Origin of the sequence: Pseudomonas peli, from assembly GCF_050563605.1 — a bacterium.
Classification (GTDB): Bacteria; Pseudomonadota; Gammaproteobacteria; order Pseudomonadales; family Pseudomonadaceae; genus Aquipseudomonas; species Aquipseudomonas peli_A.
In genome coordinates, this window is record NZ_JBNXUH010000003.1 from 143,465 (window position 1) to 162,219 (window position 18,755).

The following is an 18,755-nucleotide window of genomic DNA, read 5'->3' on the forward strand; positions in this document are numbered from 1 at the left end:
ATATTTATGAGCAACCCGGCCGCCACCTACGTCGAGGAAACCCGCTTCGGCTTCTGGTTCTTGCAGAGCCACGTCTGGCAGCACCATGTGCTGCGCGTGGCGATCAATGACCTGCGCGGCCTGTTCGCCGGCCCGTTGCCAGAAGCGCCAGTGCTGCTGGATGCCGGCTGCGGCCAGGGCAAGTCCTTCGGCCTGCTCGCCGAGGCGTTTGCGCCTGCGCGGATAATCGGTCTGGATGCCGACCCGCACAGCCTTGACTGCTCGCGTGCGGAGGCGGAGCGCCTGGGCCTGGATGTGCAATTGATCGCCAGCGACTGCGCGGCCATCGAGCTACCGGATGCCAGCGTCGACCTGCTGTTCTGTCACCAGACCTTCCACCACCTGGTTGAGCAGGAACAGGCCCTCGCCGAGTTCTGGCGCGTGCTCAAGCCGGGTGGTCGCTTGCTGTTCGCCGAGTCGACCCAGTTCTATATCGATACCTGGGTGATCCGCTGGCTGTTCCGCCACCCCATGCATGTGCAGAAAAGCGCCGAAGGTTATCTGCAGATGTTGCGCGGCCAGGGCTTCGAGTTCGAAACCCAGAATGTCTCCTACCCCTATCTATGGTGGAGCCGCTCCAAGGACTTCGGCCTGCTGGAGCGTTGGGGGCTGCTAAAGCCCAAGCCGGTCGGCCAACGTAATGAAACCCTGGTCAATGTGGTGGCGCGCAAGCCGCTGGAGGCAACTCCGGCATGAGACGCCTCGTCCTGCTCGGCCTCGGCCTGCTACTCAGCGCCTGCGCCGCGCGCACCCCGCTGCCGCTCAGCGCACCGACCTTTGGTGCGCCACTGCCCGCCGCGCTGCGCGTCGAACGCCAGCAAGGCGACGATCAGCAGACCTGGTGGCTGGTGGTGCAGGCCGAACAATCGGCGCTACGCTGGTCGCTGTTCGATCCACTCGGCGTGCCCCTGGCGCGGCAGCTGCTGGAGAATGGCCAGTGGCGCGCCGATGGCCTGCTGCCGCCCAATAGCGAGGCGCAGGAACTGTTCGCCGCCCTGCTGTTCGCCCTCACCCCGATCGACAAGCTGCCCGCCAGCTATGCGCCGGACACCTGGCAGCAACTGGCCGACGGTCAGCGCCGGCTTAATCCGCACTGGCTGATCGACTACCACGCGCCGCTGGATTTCACCCTGAGCCAGGGCCAGATACTGAGTTACCGGGTCTATGCCCTCGCCGACGAAGAGATTCCCTGATGCCGGTCTACCTCAACGCACTGGGCCTTAACTGCGCCCTCGGCCAAGGCAAGCAGGCGGTGGCGACAGCGCTGTTTGCCGGCGATAGCAGCGGCATGCAGGCGCAAACCGGCTGGGTGGCCGAGCGCGCGCTGACCGTCGGTGCCGTGCCGGGCAGCCTGCCTGATTTACCCGAGCTGCCGGGCCATCCGCCGAGCCGCAATAACCAGCTGTTGCTGGCGGCCGCGCTGGAGATCGAGCCAGAACTGCGCGCCGCCATCAGCCGTTTCGGCGCCGAGCGTATCGCCGTGGTACTCGGCACCAGCACCTCGGGCATCGAAGAAGCCAGCCAGAGCATTGCCACCTATCTCAAAGAGGGCGAGTTGCCGGCGCATTATCACTATGCGCAACAGGAGCTGGCTGAACCGGCGAACTTCCTCAATGACTGGCTGGGCCTGAGCGGGCCGTGCTTCAGCATTTCCACCGCCTGTACCTCGGGCGCACGGGCGCTGCTTAGCGCTCAGCGCCTGCTTAACCTAGGCGTGTGCGATGCAGTGATCTGCGGCGGCGTGGACAGCCTGTGTCGCCTGACCCTGAATGGTTTTTCCGCCCTGGAAGCGGTCTCGGCCGAGCGCTGCAACCCGTTTTCCGTGAATCGCCACGGCATCAATATCGGCGAGGCTGCGGCGCTCTTTCTTCTGACCAGAGAGCCAGGCCCCCGCAGTGGTGTACCAATCACCCTACTTGGCGGCGGCGCCTGCTCGGACGCCCACCATATTTCCGCACCGCAACCCGACGGCCTTGGTGCCCAGGCGGCGATGCGCAAAGCCCTGGCTGCAGCCGGGATCAGCGCTGATCAGGTCGACTATCTGAACCTGCATGGCACCGCCACCACCCACAACGACGCCATGGAAAGTCAGGCGGTGCAGGCAATCTTCCCAAGTGGCGTGGCCTGCTCCTCCAGCAAGCCCATGGTCGGTCATACACTCGGCGCAGCCGGTGCGCTGGAAGCGGCCTTCTGCTGGCTGACATTAAGCGAATACAACCCAGAGCAGCTGCTACCCCCGCACCTGTGGGACGGCCAGGCTGACCCGGCCTTGCCAGCACTGAATCTGGTACAGCCCAGAACCCGCCTGAGCAACACCCGCCCACGCCGGCTGATGAGCAACTCCTTCGCCTTTGGCGGCAACAATATCAGCCTGCTTCTCGGTGAAGCGCCAGGAGAGCACTCATGAGCCAATGGCCAATCGCCGAACTGATTCCCCACGCCGGCGACATGATCCTGATCGACCAGGTGCTGCGCTTTGGCGATGAGGACATCGAAACCCAGCTGACCATCCGCAACGGCGGCCTGTTTAACCTGGAGGACGGCAGCCTGCCGGCCTGGGTTGGCATCGAGCTGATGGCGCAGAGCGTCGCCGCCTACGCTGGCTGCCAGGCGCGCCTACGCGGCGAGCCAGTGGAGCTGGGCTTTCTGCTCGGCACACGCAAGTACGAATGTAATGTCGAGCGCTTCCCGGCCGGAGCCGAACTGCATATCCATGCCAGCCGCTCGCTGCAGGATGACAACGGCATGGGCGTGTTCGAATGCCAGCTGCGCGGTCCCGGCATCGAGGCCCTGGCCCGCCTTAACGTATTCCGTCCACCCCAGGTGGCCAGCTATCTTCAAGAAGACTTTCAGGAATAACAGCCATGAGCGAAACCATTCTGGTCACCGGCTCCAGCCGTGGCATCGGCAGGGCGATTGCCCTGCGTCTGGCCAAGGGCGGCTATGACATCGTGCTGCACTGCCGCGCCCGCCGTGAGGAAGCAGAAGTGGTGCAGGCGCAGATCCTTGAGCTGGGCCAACAGGCGCGCATCCTGCAATTCGACGTCTCCGACCGCGCCGCCTGCCGCGCGGCGCTGGAGGCCGATGTCGAGCAGCACGGTGCCTATTACGGGGTGGTGTGTAATGCAGGGTTGACCCGCGACGGCGCCTTCCCGGCGCTGAGCGAGGAGGACTGGGACATCGTCATGCGCACCAATCTGGACGGTTTTTATAACGTCCTGCACCCGCTGACCATGCCCATGGTGCGGCGGCGCAAGGCCGGGCGCATCGTCTGCATCACCTCGGTGTCCGGGCTGATCGGTAACCGCGGCCAGGTCAACTACAGCGCCTCCAAGGCCGGCATTATCGGCGCGGCCAAGGCCTTGGCGATTGAGCTGGGCAAGCGCAAGATCACGGTCAACTGCGTGGCGCCAGGGCTGATCGACACCGAGATCCTTGATGCCGATGTGCCTATCGAGGAAATCCTCAAGATGGTCCCGGCGCAGCGCATGGGCACCCCGGAAGAAGTGGCCGGTGCGGTGAATTTTCTGATGTCCGAGGAGGCGGCCTACATTACCCGCCAGGTCCTCGCGGTGAACGGTGGGTTGTGCTGATGAACGGATGCAAACGGGTTGTAGTCACCGGCATGGCCGGCGTGACCTCGCTGGGCAGCGACTGGCCTACGATTGAAGCGAACTTCAAGGCCGGCAAGAGCGGTATCCGCTATATGCACGAGTGGGACAGATTCAGCGAGCTGAACACCCGCCTCGGCGGCCCTGTGGATGACTTCGTGCAACCCAAACACTGGAACCGCAAGCAGACGCGCAGCATGGGCCGGGTCTCGAAACTCGTGGTGTACGCCGCCGAACGCGCACTGGAACATGCCGGCCTGCTCGGCGACCCGTGCATTCAGGATGGCCGCATGGGTGTGGCCTGCGGCTCCTCCACCGGTAGCACCGACGAGATCAAGGCGTTCGGCAATATGCTGCTGAATTCGGTGGCCGATGGCCTCAACGCCAACTCCTATATCCGCATGATGCCGCACACCACGGCGGCCAATATCAGCATCTTCTTCGGCCTCAAAGGCCGCCTGATCCCCACCTCCAGCGCCTGCACCAGCGGCAGCCAGGGCATCGGCTATGCCTATGAAGCGATCAAGTTCGGCCGCCTGCCGATGATGCTCGCCGGTGGCGCCGAGGAGCTGTGCCCGACCGAAGCCATGGTCTTCGATGCGCTGTACGCCACCAGCCTGAAAAACGATGCCCCGCACACTTCGCCGCGCCCCTACGACAGCGGCCGTGACGGCCTGGTAATCGGCGAAGGCGCCGGCATTCTGGTTCTGGAAGCGCTGGAACACGCCCTGGCCCGTGGCGCGACCATCCATGCCGAAATCGTCGGCTTTGGCTGCAATTCCGACGGCCAGCACGCCACCAAACCGGTGCAGGCGACCATGCGCGGGGCAATGGAGCTGGCGCTGCAGGATGCCGGTTTACAGCCCTCCGCCATCGGCTATGTCAACGGCCACGGCACCGCCACCGACCAGGGCGACGTCGCGGAAACCCAGGCCACTCAGGAACTGTTCGGCAGCCAGATGCCGATCAGCTCGCAGAAGAGCTACTTCGGCCACACCCTGGGGGCTTGTGGAGCGCTGGAGTCCTGGTTCAGCATCGAAATGATGAACGCGGACAGCTATGTGCCGACCCTGAACCTGGAAAATATCGACCCGGCCTGCGGCGAACTGGACTACCTGCGCGGTGAATTCCGTCAGATGAGTCACCAGTACGTGATGAACAACAACTTCGCCTTTGGCGGAGTGAATACGTCGCTGATCTTCAAACGCTGGAGCTAGAAAGCAGCTGGATTACACTTGCTGCGGCAGTAACACCTTTGCGCAACCCACAAGCAGTTCCCAGAAAAGCCTCATAACAAGGAGCAACTCATGAACGCCAAATCCTGGATTCTCGCAGCAGCCTGCATCAGCCTGTTCCCGGCCGTTAGCCAGGCCCGTGACACCACCCACTTTCTGCCGTTCGACGCGGTTGTGCAGGAAGCCCTGAATGCCGGCCGCCTCGACGGCAGCGTGAAGTTCTACCTGGCGGGCAACAAGCCGGCCGGCGCGGTCAGCGTGGTTAAATCCGGCGTAACCACCAGCCAGAAAACCAACGCCTTCAACAAGACTGACGAAGCCGCCTGCAGCTGGGCTCTGCAATCCGCGCTGATCCGCTTCCAGAACGCTGCCAAGGCCGCCGGTGCCAACGCCGTGGTCGACCTGGCCAGCAACTACAAGAACGTCGAGTACAAGGACAGCCAGAAGTACGAATGCCACGCCGGCGCGATCATGGCGGGCGTAGCACTCAAGGGAAACCTGGCCAATGTCAAATAAGCCGGCGCTGCTCGGCCTGCTAGGCGCACTAACCCTGCTCGGCAGCCTGCCCGCGCTTGCAGAAGTGGATGGCCAGCAGCTGTACCGTGAGCACTGCGCCAAATGCCACGCCGAAGACGGCCGCGCCAACACCATGCGCGGCTGGCTGTACTTTGCGCAGAACCTGAGCAAAGCCAAGTGGCAGGACAACAACAGCGACAGCGACATCCTCGAAGCCATTCAGGACGGTCCCGGTGCCATGCCCGGCTACGCCGACAAACTCAGCGAAGCCGAACAGCTGGCGCTGCTAAATGCCGTACGCGATTTGCGTAAGCCCTGAACAGCACGCAGATAAAACAAAGGCCGCATTAGCGGCCTTTGTTTTGTGCAGAGTTTGTCTGAGAACCTGTTTCGGATCTCGCGAGCTAGAGCAAGACAAGGCAAAAACAGGCGAGGAAGCGGAGTTTACTGCTGTAAATGAGCATTCCGAGCCTGTTTTTAACGCAGTATCGCCGACGCGCAGCAGATCCGAGACCGGTTCTAGTTGTGGTACTGCCCAGACAGCTCATGCACCGCTTCGAAGAAGGCGCGAGCATGTTCAGGGTCGACTTCCGGGGTGATGCCGTGGCCGAGGTTGAACACCTGGCCGCTGCCATGACCATAAGCGGCGAGAATACGCCCCACTTCAGCGCGGATCGCCGCCGGGTTGGCGTACAGCACGCTCGGGTCCATGTTGCCCTGCAGCGCCACCTTGTTGCCGACGCGGGCGCGGGCGCTGCCGATATCGCAGGTCCAGTCCAGGCCCAGGGCTTCGGCGCCGCTGTCGGCCATCGACTCCAGCCATAGGCCGCCGCCCTTGGTGAACAGAATCACCGGCACACGGCGACCGTCGTGCTCGCGGATCAGGCCATCGATGATCTTCTGCATATAGGCCAGAGAGAACTCCTGATAAGCCGCTGCCGACAGCGAACCGCCCCAGGAATCGAAAATCTGCACCGCCTGCGCACCGGCCTTGATCTGCCCGTTGAGGTAGGCGGTGACCGACTGCGCCAGCTTGTCGAGCAGCGCGTGCATGGCCTGCGGGTTGTCGTAGAGCATGGCTTTGGACTTGCGGAAGTCCTTGCTTGAGCCGCCTTCGACCATATAGGTGGCCAGGGTCCAGGGGCTGCCGGTGAAGCCGATCAGCGGCACGCGGCCGTTCAACTCACGGCGAATGGTGCGCACGGCGTCCATCACATAACCCAGGTCATTTTCCGGATCGGGGATCGGCAGCGCCTCGATGTCAGCCATCGAACTGATGACTTTCTTGAAGCGCGGGCCTTCACCGGTTTCGAAATACAGACCCTGGCCCATGGCGTCGGGGATGGTGAGGATGTCGGAGAAGAGGATCGCCGCGTCCAGCTGCGGGTAACGATCCAGCGGCTGGATGGTGACCTCGCAGGCCAGTTCCGGGTTCTTCATCAACTTGACAAAATCACCGGCCTTGGCGCGGGTGGCACGGTACTCCGGCAGGTAACGACCAGCCTGGCGCATCATCCACACAGGGGTGACGTCGACAGGTTGCTTGAGCAGAGCACGAAGGAAGCGGTCGTTCTTCAGGACGGACATCGGCAGGATTCCTGGAAATTCGGCAAGGAAGCTTCACGACGAAGGATTGTGCGGGAGTCGGCCAGTGGCGTCCCCCTCCTCCAGGCGGGCTCCTGGGTCACAGGCGCACCGCGCACCGTGACGCAGAAAAAGTGCGGGTATTTTCGCAGAGCGCAAAACAAAAGGCACGGCGAGTGCCGTGCCTTTTGTCTATTGCGACGATTTGCCTCGGGCCAAAGGGCCGAGCCAATCACGCAGGCGCTTAGACGCCGAGATAATCCAAGATACCTTCGGCGGCATTACGCCCCTCGAAGATCGCCGTCACTACCAGATCAGAACCGCGGACCATATCGCCACCGGCGAAGATCTTCGGGTTGCTGGTTTGGTGCTTGAACTGGCTCTGCTCCGGCGCGACCACACGGCCTTGGCTGTCGGTTTCGATCTCGAAATCGCTGAACCAGGCAGCCGGGCTTGGACGGAAACCGAAGGCGATCAGCACGGCTTCCGCCGGGATGATTTCCTCGGAACCGGGAATCGGCTCAGGGCTGCGGCGGCCACGGGCATCCGGCTCGCCGAGACGGGTCTCGACCACTTTCACGCCTTCAACCTTGTCTTCACCGACGATGGCGATGGGCTGACGGTTAAAAAGGAATTTCACCCCTTCTTCCTTGGCGTTTTTCACTTCCTTGCGCGAGCCGGGCATGTTTTCTTCGTCGCGGCGATAGGCACAGGTGACCGACTTGGCGCCCTGACGGATCGAGGTGCGGTTGCAGTCCATCGCGGTGTCGCCGCCGCCGAGGACAACGATGCGCTTGCCTTTCATGTCGATAAAATCTTCCGCGTTCTTCTCGAAACCGAGGTTGCGGTTGACGTTGGCGATCAGGAAATCCAGCGCATCGGTAACGCCCGGCAGGTCTTCGCCAGGGAAGCCGCCCTTCATATAGGTGTAGGTACCCATACCCATGAACACGGCATCGTACTCATCCAGCAGTTGCTGCATGGTGATGTCTGTGCCGATCTCGGTGTTCAAGCGGAACTCGACGCCCATGCCGGTGAAGACTTCGCGGCGATTGCTCAGCACGCTCTTCTCCAGCTTGAACTCGGGAATACCGAAGGTCAGCAGACCACCGATTTCCGGGTTCTTGTCGAACACCACCGGGGTCACGCCGTTGCGCACCAGTACGTCGGCGCAGCCAAGGCCAGCAGGGCCGGCACCGATGACGGCGACGCGCTTGCCGGTCGGCACCACGCGCGACATGTCCGGACGCCAGCCCATGGCGAACGCCGTATCGGTGATGTACTTCTCCACCGAGCCGATGGTCACCGCACCGAAACCGTCGTTGAGGGTGCAGGCACCCTCGCACAGACGGTCCTGCGGACACACGCGGCCGCAGACTTCCGGCAGGGTATTGGTCTGGTGCGAAAGTTCGGCGGCGGCGAGGATGTTGCCCTCGGACACCAGCTTGAGCCAGTTGGGAATGAAGTTGTGCACTGGGCACTTCCATTCGCAATAGGGATTACCACAGCCCAGGCAACGGTGTGCCTGATCGGCCGCTTGCGCAGGCTTGAAGTTGTCGTAGATCTCGACGAACTCTTTCTTACGCTGACGCAACAGTTTCTTCTTCGGGTCTTTGCGCCCGACTTCGATGAACTGGAAGTCGTTATTCAGACGTTCAGTCATTGCAATACCTCATCAAACCACTTCAGGCGCATTCTTATTGCGGGTTGGCACGTGTGCTGGAGAGCAACGACTTCAGGCTTGCCGCCTTCGGTTTGACCAGCCAGAACTTGCGCAGGTAGTCGTCCAGGTTTTCCAGCAGGGTCGCGCCCCACTCACTCGATGTTTCCTGGACGTACTCGGCGAGTACGCGCTCCAGGTGGCTACGGTAAGCCTCCATCGACTCATTGTTGATCCGCTGAATTTCCACCAGCTCGTGGTTAACGCGGTCGTAGAAGCTGTTATCCAGATCGAGCACGTAGGCGAAACCGCCGGTCATGCCGGAACCGAAGTTGTAGCCGGTCTTGCCCAGTACGCAGACAAAGCCGCCGGTCATGTATTCGCAGCAATGGTCGCCCGTGCCTTCAACCACAGTGTGCGCACCGGAGTTACGCACGGCGAAACGCTCGCCCGCAGTACCGGCGGCGAACAGCTTGCCGCCAGTGGCGCCGTACAGACAGGTGTTGCCGATGATGGCACTGTCCTGGGTCTTGAACGGGCTGCCTTTCGGCGGGGTGATCACCAGCTTGCCGCCGGTCATGCCCTTGCCGACGTAGTCGTTGGCGTCGCCTTCCAGGTACAGATTCAGACCACCGGCGTTCCACACACCGAAGCTCTGGCCCGCAGTGCCCTTGAAGCGGAAGGTGATCGGCGCCTTGGCCATGCCCTGGTTACCGTGTTTGCGGGCGATTTCGCCGGAGACACGGGCACCGATGGAACGGTCACAGTTGCAGATTTCCAGATCAATCTCAGCACCGCTGGCTGCCTCAATCGCCGGCTTGACCAGCTCGACCATCTTCTCGGCCAGCAGGCCTTCGTCGAACGGCGGGTTGCGATCAACCAGGCAGAACTGCGGCTTGTCGGCCGGAATGTGGTCGCTACCGAGCAGCGGCGTCAGGTCCAGATGCCCCTGCTTGGCGGTTTCGCCCGGCAGCATTTCCAGCAAATCGGTACGCCCGATCAACTCTTCCAGGCTACGAACACCCAGCTTGGCCAGCCACTCACGGGTTTCTTCGGCGACATAGGTGAAGAAGTTCATCACCATTTCGACGGTGCCGATGAAGTGATCCTTGCGCAGCTTGTCGTTCTGCGTGGCCACGCCGGTGGCGCAGTTGTTCAGGTGACAGATGCGCAGGTATTTACAGCCCAGAGCGATCATCGGCGCAGTACCGAAGCCGAAGCTTTCGGCGCCGAGGATAGCCGCCTTGATCACGTCTAGGCCGGTTTTCAGGCCGCCGTCGGTCTGTACCCGCACCTTGCCGCGCAGGTCGTTACCGCGCAGGGTCTGGTGGGTTTCGGCCAGGCCGAGTTCCCACGGCGCACCGGCGTACTTGATCGAGGTCAGCGGCGATGCGCCGGTGCCACCGTCGTAACCGGAGATGGTGATCAGGTCGGCGTAAGCCTTGGCCACACCGGCGGCGATGGTGCCGACACCGGCTTCCGCCACCAGCTTGACCGACACCAGCGCGGCCGGGTTGACCTGCTTGAGGTCATAGATCAGCTGCGCCAAGTCTTCAATGGAATAGATGTCGTGGTGCGGTGGTGGCGAAATCAGGGTCACGCCCGGCACTGCGTAACGCAGTTTGGCGATCAGACCGTTGACCTTGCCGCCCGGCAGCTGGCCGCCCTCACCGGGCTTGGCGCCCTGAGCAACCTTGATCTGCAGCACTTCGGCGTTGACCAGATATTCCGGGGTTACACCGAAACGGCCGGTTGCCACCTGCTTGATCTTCGAGCTGCGCACGGTGCCGTAACGGGCCGGGTCTTCACCGCCCTCACCGGAGTTGGAGCGCGCGCCCAGACGGTTCATCGCCTCGGCAATGGCTTCGTGCGCCTCAGGCGACAATGCACCCAGCGAGATACCTGCCGAGTCAAAACGCTTGAGAATCTCGCCCAGCGGCTCAACCTGATCCAGTGCGATTGGCTGGTCTGCCAGCTTCAGTTTCAGCAGGTCGCGCAGCATCGACACCGGACGGGTGTCGACCAGCGTGGTGTATTCCTTGAATTTCTCGTAGCTGCCCTGCTGCACAGCCGCCTGCAGGGTGTTGACCACATCCGGGTTGTAGGCGTGGTACTCGCCGCCGTAAACGAACTTGAGCAGGCCGCCTTGCTGGATCGACTTGCGCGCGTTCCAGGCTTCGGCCGCGAGCAGCTTCTGCTCGTTTTCGATATCGACGAAGCGCGCGCCCTTGATGCGGCTGGCCACACCACGGAAGCACAGCTCGGTAACGTCATCGGCCAGGCCGACTGCTTCAAACAGCTGCGCACCACGATAAGAAGCAACAGTGGAGATACCCATCTTCGACAGGATCTTCAGCAGGCCTTTGGAGATGCCTTTGCGGTAGTGCTTGAACACTTCATACAGATCGCCCAGCACTTCGCCAGTGCGGATCAAGTCGCCCAGCACTTCGTAAGCCAAGAACGGGTAAACGGCCGACGCGCCAAAGCCGAGCAGCACCGCATAGTGATGCGGATCGCGGGCAGTCGCAGTCTCGACCAGGATGTTGCAGTCGCAACGCAGACCTTTTTCGGTCAGGCGGTGGTGAATCGCACCGGTGACCAGCGAGGCGTGAGCCGGCAGCTTGCCTGGAGCAATGTGGCGGTCAGACAGAACCAGCAGCACCTTACCGGCACGCACCGCTTCTTCAGCCTGATCGGCCATGTTGCGCACAGCAGCTTCCAGGCCAATCGACTCGTCGTAGTTCATGTCGATCAGCTGACGCTCGAAACCTGGGCGATCCAGGTTCATCAAGGCGCGCCACTTGGCCGGCGAGATCACCGGGCTGCTGAGAATCACCCGTGCGGCGTGCTCAGGCGACTCTTCGAAGATATTGCGCTCGGCACCGAGGCAGATCTCCAGCGACATGACGATGGCTTCACGCAGCGGGTCGATCGGCGGGTTGGTGACCTGGGCGAACTGCTGGCGGAAGTAGTCGTACGGCGAGCGCACGCGCTGGCTGAGCACGGCCATCGGCGTGTCATCGCCCATGGAGCCGACTGCTTCCTGGCCTTGTTCACCCAGCGGACGCAATACCTGATCACGCTCCTCGAAGGTGACCTGGTACATCTTCATGTACTGCTTGAGCTGGTCGACGTCGTAGAACGCCGAACCGTGGTCGCGGTCTTCCAGGGTCGCCTGAATGCGCTGGGCACTCTTGCGCATCCACTGCTTGTAGGGATGACGCGACTTCAGACGGTTGTCGATGTCATCGCTGCCGAGGATCTGCCCGGTTTCGGTGTCCACCGCCAGGATCTGCCCAGGGCCAACGCGACCCTTGGCCAATACGTCCTCGGGTGCGTAGTTCCACACGCCGATTTCCGAGGCCAAGGTGATGTAGCCGTTCTTGGTGGTGACCCAACGCGCCGGACGCAGACCGTTACGGTCGAGCAGGCACACGGCATGGCGGCCATCGGTAAGTACTACACCGGCCGGACCATCCCAGGGCTCCATGTGCATGGAGTTGTATTCGTAGAACGCGCGCAGGTCGGCGTCCATGGTTTCGACGTTCTGCCACGCAGGCGGAATGATCATGCGCACGCCACGGAACAGGTCGATGCCGCCGGTGACCATCAGCTCGAGCATGTTGTCCATGCTCGAGGAGTCGGAACCCACGCGGTTGACCAACGGGCCGAGCTCTTCCAGATCGAAGATCTGGTCGTTGGCGAACTTCAGGCGACGGGCCTGCGCCCAGTTGCGGTTACCGGTGATGGTGTTGATTTCACCGTTGTGCGCGAGGAAACGGAACGGCTGAGCCAGCGGCCACTTCGGCAGGGTGTTGGTGGAGAAGCGCTGGTGGAATACGCAAATGGCGGTCTGCAGGCGCTCGTCACCCAGGTCCGGGTAGAACTGCTGCAGATCGGCCGGCATCATCAGGCCTTTGTAGATGATGGTCTTGTGCGAAAAGCTGCAAATGTAGTGATCGCTGTCAGCGGCGTTGGCCACCGAGGAACGACGACGGGCGCTGAACAGCTTGATCGCAAATTCCTGATCGGACAGACTTTCGCCACCGATAAACACCTGCTCGATCTGCGGCAGACGCTCAAGCGCCAGACGGCCGAGCACGCTGGTGTCGATTGGCACCTTACGCCAGCCGACCAGGCTCAGGCCGGCAGCGAGAATCTCGCGATTCATGTTTTCGCGGGCAGCTTCGGCTTTCACCGGGTCCTGGTTGAAGAACACCATGCCCACGGCGTACTGCTTGGGCAGCTCGACGGCAAAGTGCTGTTGGGCCATAGCCCGCAGGAAAGCATCAGGCTTCTGGATCAGCAGACCGCAACCGTCACCGGTTTTACCGTCGGCGTTGATCCCGCCACGGTGGGTCATGCATGTCAGGGCTTCAATCGCGGTCTGCAGCAGGTGATGGCTAGCCTCACCCTGCATATGGGCGATAAGGCCGAAGCCGCAGTTATCCTTGAACTCATCAGGACGGTACAAACCTGCTTTCATAGGGACTCTCACCAGACGGCCTATCACAAGGCAATTACTTTCTAATTCAACCACTTACCATGCGCGCAGGACTAAGCCCCAGCTTTGCGCAGGCGAAAGGGCAGTCATTGTACATACCCGCCTAGGCCGTCACAAACCTTAGTGACGAAGCCTTGAAAAAATATGTCGCGAAAACGAAGGATAAGACCGGAAGGTCGTGGTAGCGACCGACCGGTCAGCGCAAGCGCTGAAGTGTATCAGCTAGCGCGCCTGGGCAATCTCTTGCTGAATGCCGGCAAAGTTACGCGGCCATGGCTTACCAGCCTGCACCTTTGCAGGCAGGGTACGCAAGGCCGCCTGCGCCGCATCACGCGTGGCAAAGCTGCCATAGGTGACCACGTACAGCGGCTTGCCCTGATGCTGCTTCTTGAAATAGTGGTAATCCGCGCCATTGGCTTTTACAAAAGCCTGCGCGCCACTTTCCAACCGAGCCCCAAGAATCTGCAGGGTATAACGCGAGCCCGCCTGCGCGGCATACCAATCACCACCAACAGCAGGCTTGGCCGCAGCAACCGGTGCTTGTGGCTTAATTGGCGGCGGCACTGCAGCCGTCACTGGCGCAACCGGCTTGACCACGGGAGCAACTGGCGGAGTAACCACAGGAGCCACCTTGATCGGCTCAGAAACCACAGGCGCAACCGGAGCACTCGCCGACACGACTGGAGCTGGTTCAGGCGCTACATCTGCGGCCCCAGAAGCCCCCTCAGAGTCAGCCTCTTCTGCGCCACTCAAGCCAGCCGCCTGAGCCAAAGGCTCGCGAATAACCGGCTGCGCCTCGCCCACCAAAGGCAGCGGCAGCGGCTGGTTTGCGCCTTCAAACTGAATCGCAGGCGCAACCGAAGCATCAGCTGGCGGCGCAACCACTGCAGGCGGCGCAACCTCATCAAGCGGCAGCTGCGCAATAACAGGCGCATCAACATCTTCAACGACGCGCCCCTGCATAAACCAGGCAGCCAGAACCCCGATAGCGACCACGCACAATGCCAGCAGATGCTTGCGCGGCAAATTGAAGGCAAAACCACCGCGACTCGCCGCACCACGCTGCGCCAACATCGCTTCAACCAGCGACTCACGCGCAACCTGATTGATTACACCCGGCCAGCCAGCAGATTGCTCGTGAATATCGGCAATCTGCTCATCGCTGAATACCTCAATCCCCTGCGCCGCACCTTCAAGGCGCTGAGCCAGATATTCGCGGGTTTCTTCCTCGTTATAGGGCTGCAACTCGATGACATGAAAACACTCATCGCCTGCTGCCACATTTTCAAGGCGCGACAGCAGCTGCGACTCGGCAAACAGAAATACGTGCGGGCGGCCTTCAGCATTACCCACCGCCAAGCTCAACAGACTGGTCAGCGCGGCGTCACTGAGATCCTCAGCGTCATCAACCAACACATAAACTTCCTGCCCGGTCAGAGCCAACTGGCCGACCTGAGCAAGAATGGCCGGCAGCTCAGGGCGCTGCACCTGCAAGCCCTGGGCGACCTGGCGCAGAATACTGGCGGGATCAGAAGCGCCCTTGGCGGACACCACTACACTTTGCACCGCCTGCTTATTGGTGCTCGCTACCAGCGCCTGGCGCAGCAGGGTTTTACCACTGCCATCCGGCCCACTGACTACCAGCAACAGCTGGCTGTAGCGCGCCAAATGGTGCAACTGCCCAAGCACTGGCTTGCGCTGCGCCGGGAAGAATTTGAACCCCGGAACCCGCGAAGCGAAGGGGTCATGAGTGAACTGGTAGTGATCGAGAAACGCCTCGTCAGCATGCAAACTTGTCATGGGACACTCGTTAATTTTTAAGCTGAGCCAGCTGCGCCGCATAGTCTGCGGTCAGCGTGGCATTCAAAATTTCCCGGGGAAAATCACCGGTTACAACCGCCTCACCCAAACCGCGCAACAACACCAGGCGCAGCTTGCCATCGAGAACCTTCTTGTCGACCGCCATATGCTCCATAAAATCCTCAGGCGTCATATCCGCGGGCGGAACAACCGGTAAACCGGCAGCGACAAACAGCCTGACGACCCGCTCACGCTCAGCCGCGCTAATCCAGCCCAGACGCTCGGACATATCCAACGCCATAACGGTACCAGCCGCCACTGCTTCACCATGCAACCAGACGCCATAACCCTGATGCGTCTCGATGGCATGTCCAAAGGTGTGGCCAAGATTCAAGGTAGCGCGCACCCCCGATTCACGCTCATCGGCCGCGACAACGCGAGCCTTGGCCGCACAAGAATGAGCGATTGCTGCAGTCAGCGCCTCCTGATCGAGGGCACGCAACGCAGGCATATGTTCCTCAAGCCAGGACAGGAATGGCTCATCACAGATCAAGCCGTACTTGATCACCTCGGCCAAACCTGCGGACAACTCACGCGCAGGCAAGGTAGCCAGCGTAGCGGTATCAATCAACACTGCTTGCGGCTGATAAAAAGCACCTACCATGTTCTTGCCCAACGGATGGTTGATACCGGTTTTGCCACCAACCGATGAATCAACTTGCGACAGCAACGTGGTTGGCACCTGGATAAAGTTCACACCGCGCTGATAACAGGAGGCTGCAAACCCCGCCATATCGCCAATCACACCGCCACCCAAAGCGATCACAGTCGTGCGCCGGTCATGCCGCGCACCCAGCAACCCGTCAAAAACCAGCTGCAGGGTTTCCCAGGTTTTATGGCTCTCACCATCCGGTAAAACTACAGAGGTAATGGCGCAGCCAGCGAGCGAACGCTCAAGTACAGCTAGATAAAGGGGAGCCACTGTCTCATTGGTCACTATCGCGACTTGTCGGCCCACTATATGGGTAGCCAGCAAATCACCACGAGCTAACAGCTCGGCACCGATATAGATCGGGTAGCTGCGTTCACCAAGATCGACATTTAGAGTCTGCATAAAGCCCCCAGGTTACAAAGGGGCCTAGGATAGCGCAGTTCAGCCTGCGCTTTAACGGGGAGAAAGCGCCTCAAGACGCTCAAGGATCTCTTGCACCACCAGACGAGGCGGACGCTCGTCGGTTTCAACCACAACGTCGGCGATTTCACGGTAAAGCGGATCGCGAACAGCCAATAACTCAGCCAGAACCTTACCCGGATCCGCTGCACGCAACAGCGGGCGATTGCGATCACGCGAAGTGCGATCCACCTGCTGCTCAACAGAAGCATGCAGATAGACCACATGACCACCACGCCTTAGCGCAACACGATTTTCGGGGCGCATTACCGCCCCACCACCGGTAGCCAAGACCATGCCGTCAACATCGCAAAGCTCTGCGATTACCGCCTGCTCACGCTCACGAAACCCCTGTTCACCTTCAACATCAAAGATCCAAGGAATATCCGCGCCCGTGCGCTGCTCAATCTCTTTATCAGAGTCCTTGAACGGCAACCGCAACTCTTTAGCAAGCAAACGCCCGATGGTGCTTTTACCAGCTCCCATCGGGCCAACCAAGATCAAGTTCCGCACTGAATCAACGACTCACCGCGACGGCTTGGTTGTTCATGATGCGCGGAGTCAAGAAAATCAACAGCTCAGACTTTTCCTCTTTGACGACATCGCGCTTAAACAAACGACCGACATATGGAAGATCCCCGAGGAATGGAACCTTATCAACAGATTTAGTTTGTGTATTGGAAAAAACGCCACCGATCACGATAGTTTCACCATCACTTACTAAAACCTTCGCATTGACCTCATTTTTATCGATTGGAGGAACACCATTAACCGCATTACCAAAATCAGGGGCGTCCTTGGTAACCTTAACTTCCATGATTATTCTATTGTCCGGGGTAATCTGTGGAGTAACCTCAAGGGACAAAGCCGCTTCCTTAAAGGAAGTGGTACTTGCACCACTAGAGCTTGCTTCTTGATAGGGAATCTCAGAGCCTTTCAGAATTTTAGCTGTTTCCTTGTCTGAAGTAACAACTTTTGGCTGAGATACAACCTCCCCGTTACCAGTCTTCTCCATAGCGGAAAGCTCAAGGTCGAGAATTGCATTGTCCGTAATGAAACCTATCCCCAACCCCGAGGTTGCACCCGTAGCCCCAAGATCCACAAAGTTCCCAAGAACTGTTGACGGGTTTTGAACACCTGCATTCTGCCCATATCCCGGAGCACTAGGACGCGTCAACCCACGCCCCCCGAAAACATAATTGGAGTCGCCTACACTAGCGCCGCGCCAGTTGACTCCAAGCGCCTTATCGTAATCAACATTGGCCTCAACAATTCTCGCCTCAATCATGACTTGACGAACAGCAACGTCCAATTGGGAAACTATACGACGAAGCTCATCTAAACGGGCTTGTGTTTGATAGGCAATAATACTATTGGTTCTATCATCGACTGTTATAGACCCGCGATCATCCGACGCGCCATCGGCGCTTGTCACTGACTGAAAGAGTTTTGCAATATCCGAGGCCTTAGCATAATTCACTTGAATCAGCTCACGACGCAAAGGCGCAAGTTCAGCAATTTGTTTTTGTGATTCAAGCTCCTGCCTTTCACGCGCGGCTATCTCATCTGCTGGAGCTACCAAAAGTACATTTCCTATTTTACGTTTATCTAACCCCTTCGTTTTTAGAACAAGATCCAAAGCCTGATCCCAGGGAACATTTTGCAGCCTAAGCGTAATATTTCCTGTGACAGTGTCGCTAGCAACTAGATTAAGATCCGTAAAGTCAGCAATCAACTGCAGGACCGAACGAACATCTATGTCCTGGAAATTAAGAGAGAGCTTCTCACCTGCATAAGCAAAACTATCAGCCTTGCGCTTTTCGGCTTCAGACTGGGTCAATGGTTTAACACTTAAAGTCAGCTTATTATCTGTTTGATACGCCAAGTAGTCATAAACACCAGATGACTCAATTACGATACTGGCCTTATCAGATAACCCAGTAGTACTTACGTATTGGACCGGGGTCGCAAAATCCTTCACATCAAGCTTTACGCGAAGAGATTCCGGCAACTGTGTCTTGGCAAAGTCCAATCGGATTTTACCTCCCTGATCCTGTATATCGGGACTTACAGATGCGTCAGACAAAGTAATAACAACATTTCCCTCACCCTGCTCGCCACGCTGAAAGTCTATATTATTAATCATCCTAACTTGCGGAGAGTACTTCTTCGCAGGAGCAACCACCTTAGTAGCAATAGAAGCAGTAGGTGCAACAGAGCTTATTGCGCCCTCACCAACCACAACAAAAAGGCTTTTTCCCTCCGCACGGGTGTAATAGGGGGAGAGGCTCGTCAGATTAATCACAAGCCGAGTACGATCTTTAGCCTCGACCACGGTAACACTACGAGCATTGCCAACACCAAGCTCTCGATTTTTAACACCTAGCCTGTTCGATACACCTGGCAGGTCAAGCGCAATACGGGCGGGCTGCTCGATTGTATAGCCACGAGGAGCAAGCACTGGCTCATCAAAAGTCAGCTTTAACTCGACGCGATCCCCCGGCAAAGCAGCAACATCAAGCGCCATCAATTCAGCAGCCGTCAACGATGGCGAAAAAAGGACTGCCAAAAGAGAAAGCCCCAAAAAAGAGGGGGATATGTTCATAATCATATTCCACTGAGCAGATCGGTTATT

15 protein-coding genes are annotated in these 18,755 nt (G+C 59.6%); 8 read left to right on the forward strand and 7 right to left on the reverse strand.

What is annotated here, in order from left to right:
* The first annotated feature begins 6 nt into the window (after positions 1–6).
* The 8 genes from ACQ4LH_RS05275 to ACQ4LH_RS05310 all read left to right on the forward strand — a co-directional run bounded on the left by ACQ4LH_RS05275 (position 7) and on the right by ACQ4LH_RS05310 (position 5,720).
* Positions 7–735: a class I SAM-dependent methyltransferase gene (locus ACQ4LH_RS05275; protein ID WP_430696249.1), complete on the forward strand. Its 729-nt coding sequence runs from the start codon at positions 7–9 to the stop codon at positions 733–735.
* Positions 732–1,232, forward strand: a complete 501-nt coding sequence (locus tag ACQ4LH_RS05280) for a hypothetical protein (RefSeq protein ID WP_430696250.1) — start codon at positions 732–734, stop codon at positions 1,230–1,232. Before ACQ4LH_RS05275 ends, ACQ4LH_RS05280 begins: the two co-directional genes overlap by 4 nt.
* On the forward strand, positions 1,232–2,446 hold the full coding sequence (locus tag ACQ4LH_RS05285; RefSeq protein WP_430696251.1) for a beta-ketoacyl-[acyl-carrier-protein] synthase family protein: 1,215 nt from the start codon (positions 1,232–1,234) through the stop codon (positions 2,444–2,446). Before ACQ4LH_RS05280 ends, ACQ4LH_RS05285 begins: the two co-directional genes overlap by 1 nt.
* A complete protein-coding gene (locus ACQ4LH_RS05290) occupies positions 2,443–2,898 on the forward strand; it encodes a hotdog family protein (protein WP_430696252.1) in 456 nt (151 codons plus the stop codon). The genes ACQ4LH_RS05285 and ACQ4LH_RS05290 overlap by 4 nt, the downstream gene beginning before the upstream one ends.
* Before the next feature lie 5 nt (positions 2,899–2,903).
* Complete coding sequence (fabG, locus tag ACQ4LH_RS05295) at positions 2,904–3,632, forward strand: 3-oxoacyl-ACP reductase FabG (RefSeq protein ID WP_430696253.1); 729 nt, start codon at positions 2,904–2,906, stop codon at positions 3,630–3,632.
* A complete protein-coding gene (locus ACQ4LH_RS05300) occupies positions 3,632–4,867 on the forward strand; it encodes a beta-ketoacyl-ACP synthase (RefSeq protein ID WP_430696254.1) in 1,236 nt (411 codons plus the stop codon). Before fabG ends, ACQ4LH_RS05300 begins: the two co-directional genes overlap by 1 nt.
* A 90-nt stretch (positions 4,868–4,957) precedes the next feature.
* Positions 4,958–5,401 (forward strand): excinuclease, encoded by a 444-nt coding sequence (locus ACQ4LH_RS05305; protein WP_430696255.1) that lies wholly within the window; start codon positions 4,958–4,960, stop codon positions 5,399–5,401.
* A complete protein-coding gene (locus ACQ4LH_RS05310; RefSeq protein ID WP_430696256.1) occupies positions 5,391–5,720 on the forward strand; it encodes a c-type cytochrome in 330 nt (109 codons plus the stop codon). Before ACQ4LH_RS05305 ends, ACQ4LH_RS05310 begins: the two co-directional genes overlap by 11 nt.
* Positions 5,721–5,920: 200 nt before the next feature.
* On the opposite strand, the gene hemE is transcribed toward ACQ4LH_RS05310, so the two are convergent.
* The 7 genes from hemE to pilQ all read right to left on the reverse strand — a co-directional run bounded on the left by hemE (position 5,921) and on the right by pilQ (position 18,725).
* Positions 5,921–6,988: a uroporphyrinogen decarboxylase gene (gene hemE / locus ACQ4LH_RS05315; RefSeq protein ID WP_430696257.1), complete on the reverse strand. Its 1,068-nt coding sequence runs from the start codon at positions 6,986–6,988 to the stop codon at positions 5,921–5,923.
* Between the two features lie 241 nt (positions 6,989–7,229).
* Positions 7,230–8,648 carry an FAD-dependent oxidoreductase gene (locus ACQ4LH_RS05320; RefSeq protein ID WP_160012939.1) on the reverse strand — a complete coding sequence of 473 codons (1,419 nt, stop codon included), beginning with the start codon at positions 8,646–8,648 and terminating at the stop codon, positions 7,230–7,232.
* A gap of 34 nt (positions 8,649–8,682) precedes the next feature.
* Positions 8,683–13,131, reverse strand: a complete 4,449-nt coding sequence (gltB, locus tag ACQ4LH_RS05325) for a glutamate synthase large subunit (RefSeq protein ID WP_430696258.1) — start codon at positions 13,129–13,131, stop codon at positions 8,683–8,685.
* A gap of 240 nt (positions 13,132–13,371) precedes the next feature.
* The gene (locus ACQ4LH_RS05330) at positions 13,372–14,949 is read right to left on the reverse strand and encodes an AAA family ATPase (protein ID WP_430696259.1); all 1,578 of its coding nucleotides are present in this window, start codon (positions 14,947–14,949) and stop codon (positions 13,372–13,374) included.
* Positions 14,950–14,959: 10 nt separating this feature from the next.
* On the reverse strand, positions 14,960–16,063 hold the full coding sequence (gene aroB, locus ACQ4LH_RS05335; RefSeq protein WP_430696260.1) for a 3-dehydroquinate synthase: 1,104 nt from the start codon (positions 16,061–16,063) through the stop codon (positions 14,960–14,962).
* A gap of 51 nt (positions 16,064–16,114) precedes the next feature.
* A complete protein-coding gene (aroK, locus tag ACQ4LH_RS05340) occupies positions 16,115–16,633 on the reverse strand; it encodes a shikimate kinase AroK (protein WP_430696261.1) in 519 nt (172 codons plus the stop codon).
* A 4-nt stretch (positions 16,634–16,637) separates the two neighbouring features.
* A complete protein-coding gene (pilQ, locus tag ACQ4LH_RS05345; RefSeq protein ID WP_430696371.1) occupies positions 16,638–18,725 on the reverse strand; it encodes a type IV pilus secretin PilQ in 2,088 nt (695 codons plus the stop codon).
* Positions 18,726–18,755 lie beyond the last annotated feature (30 nt).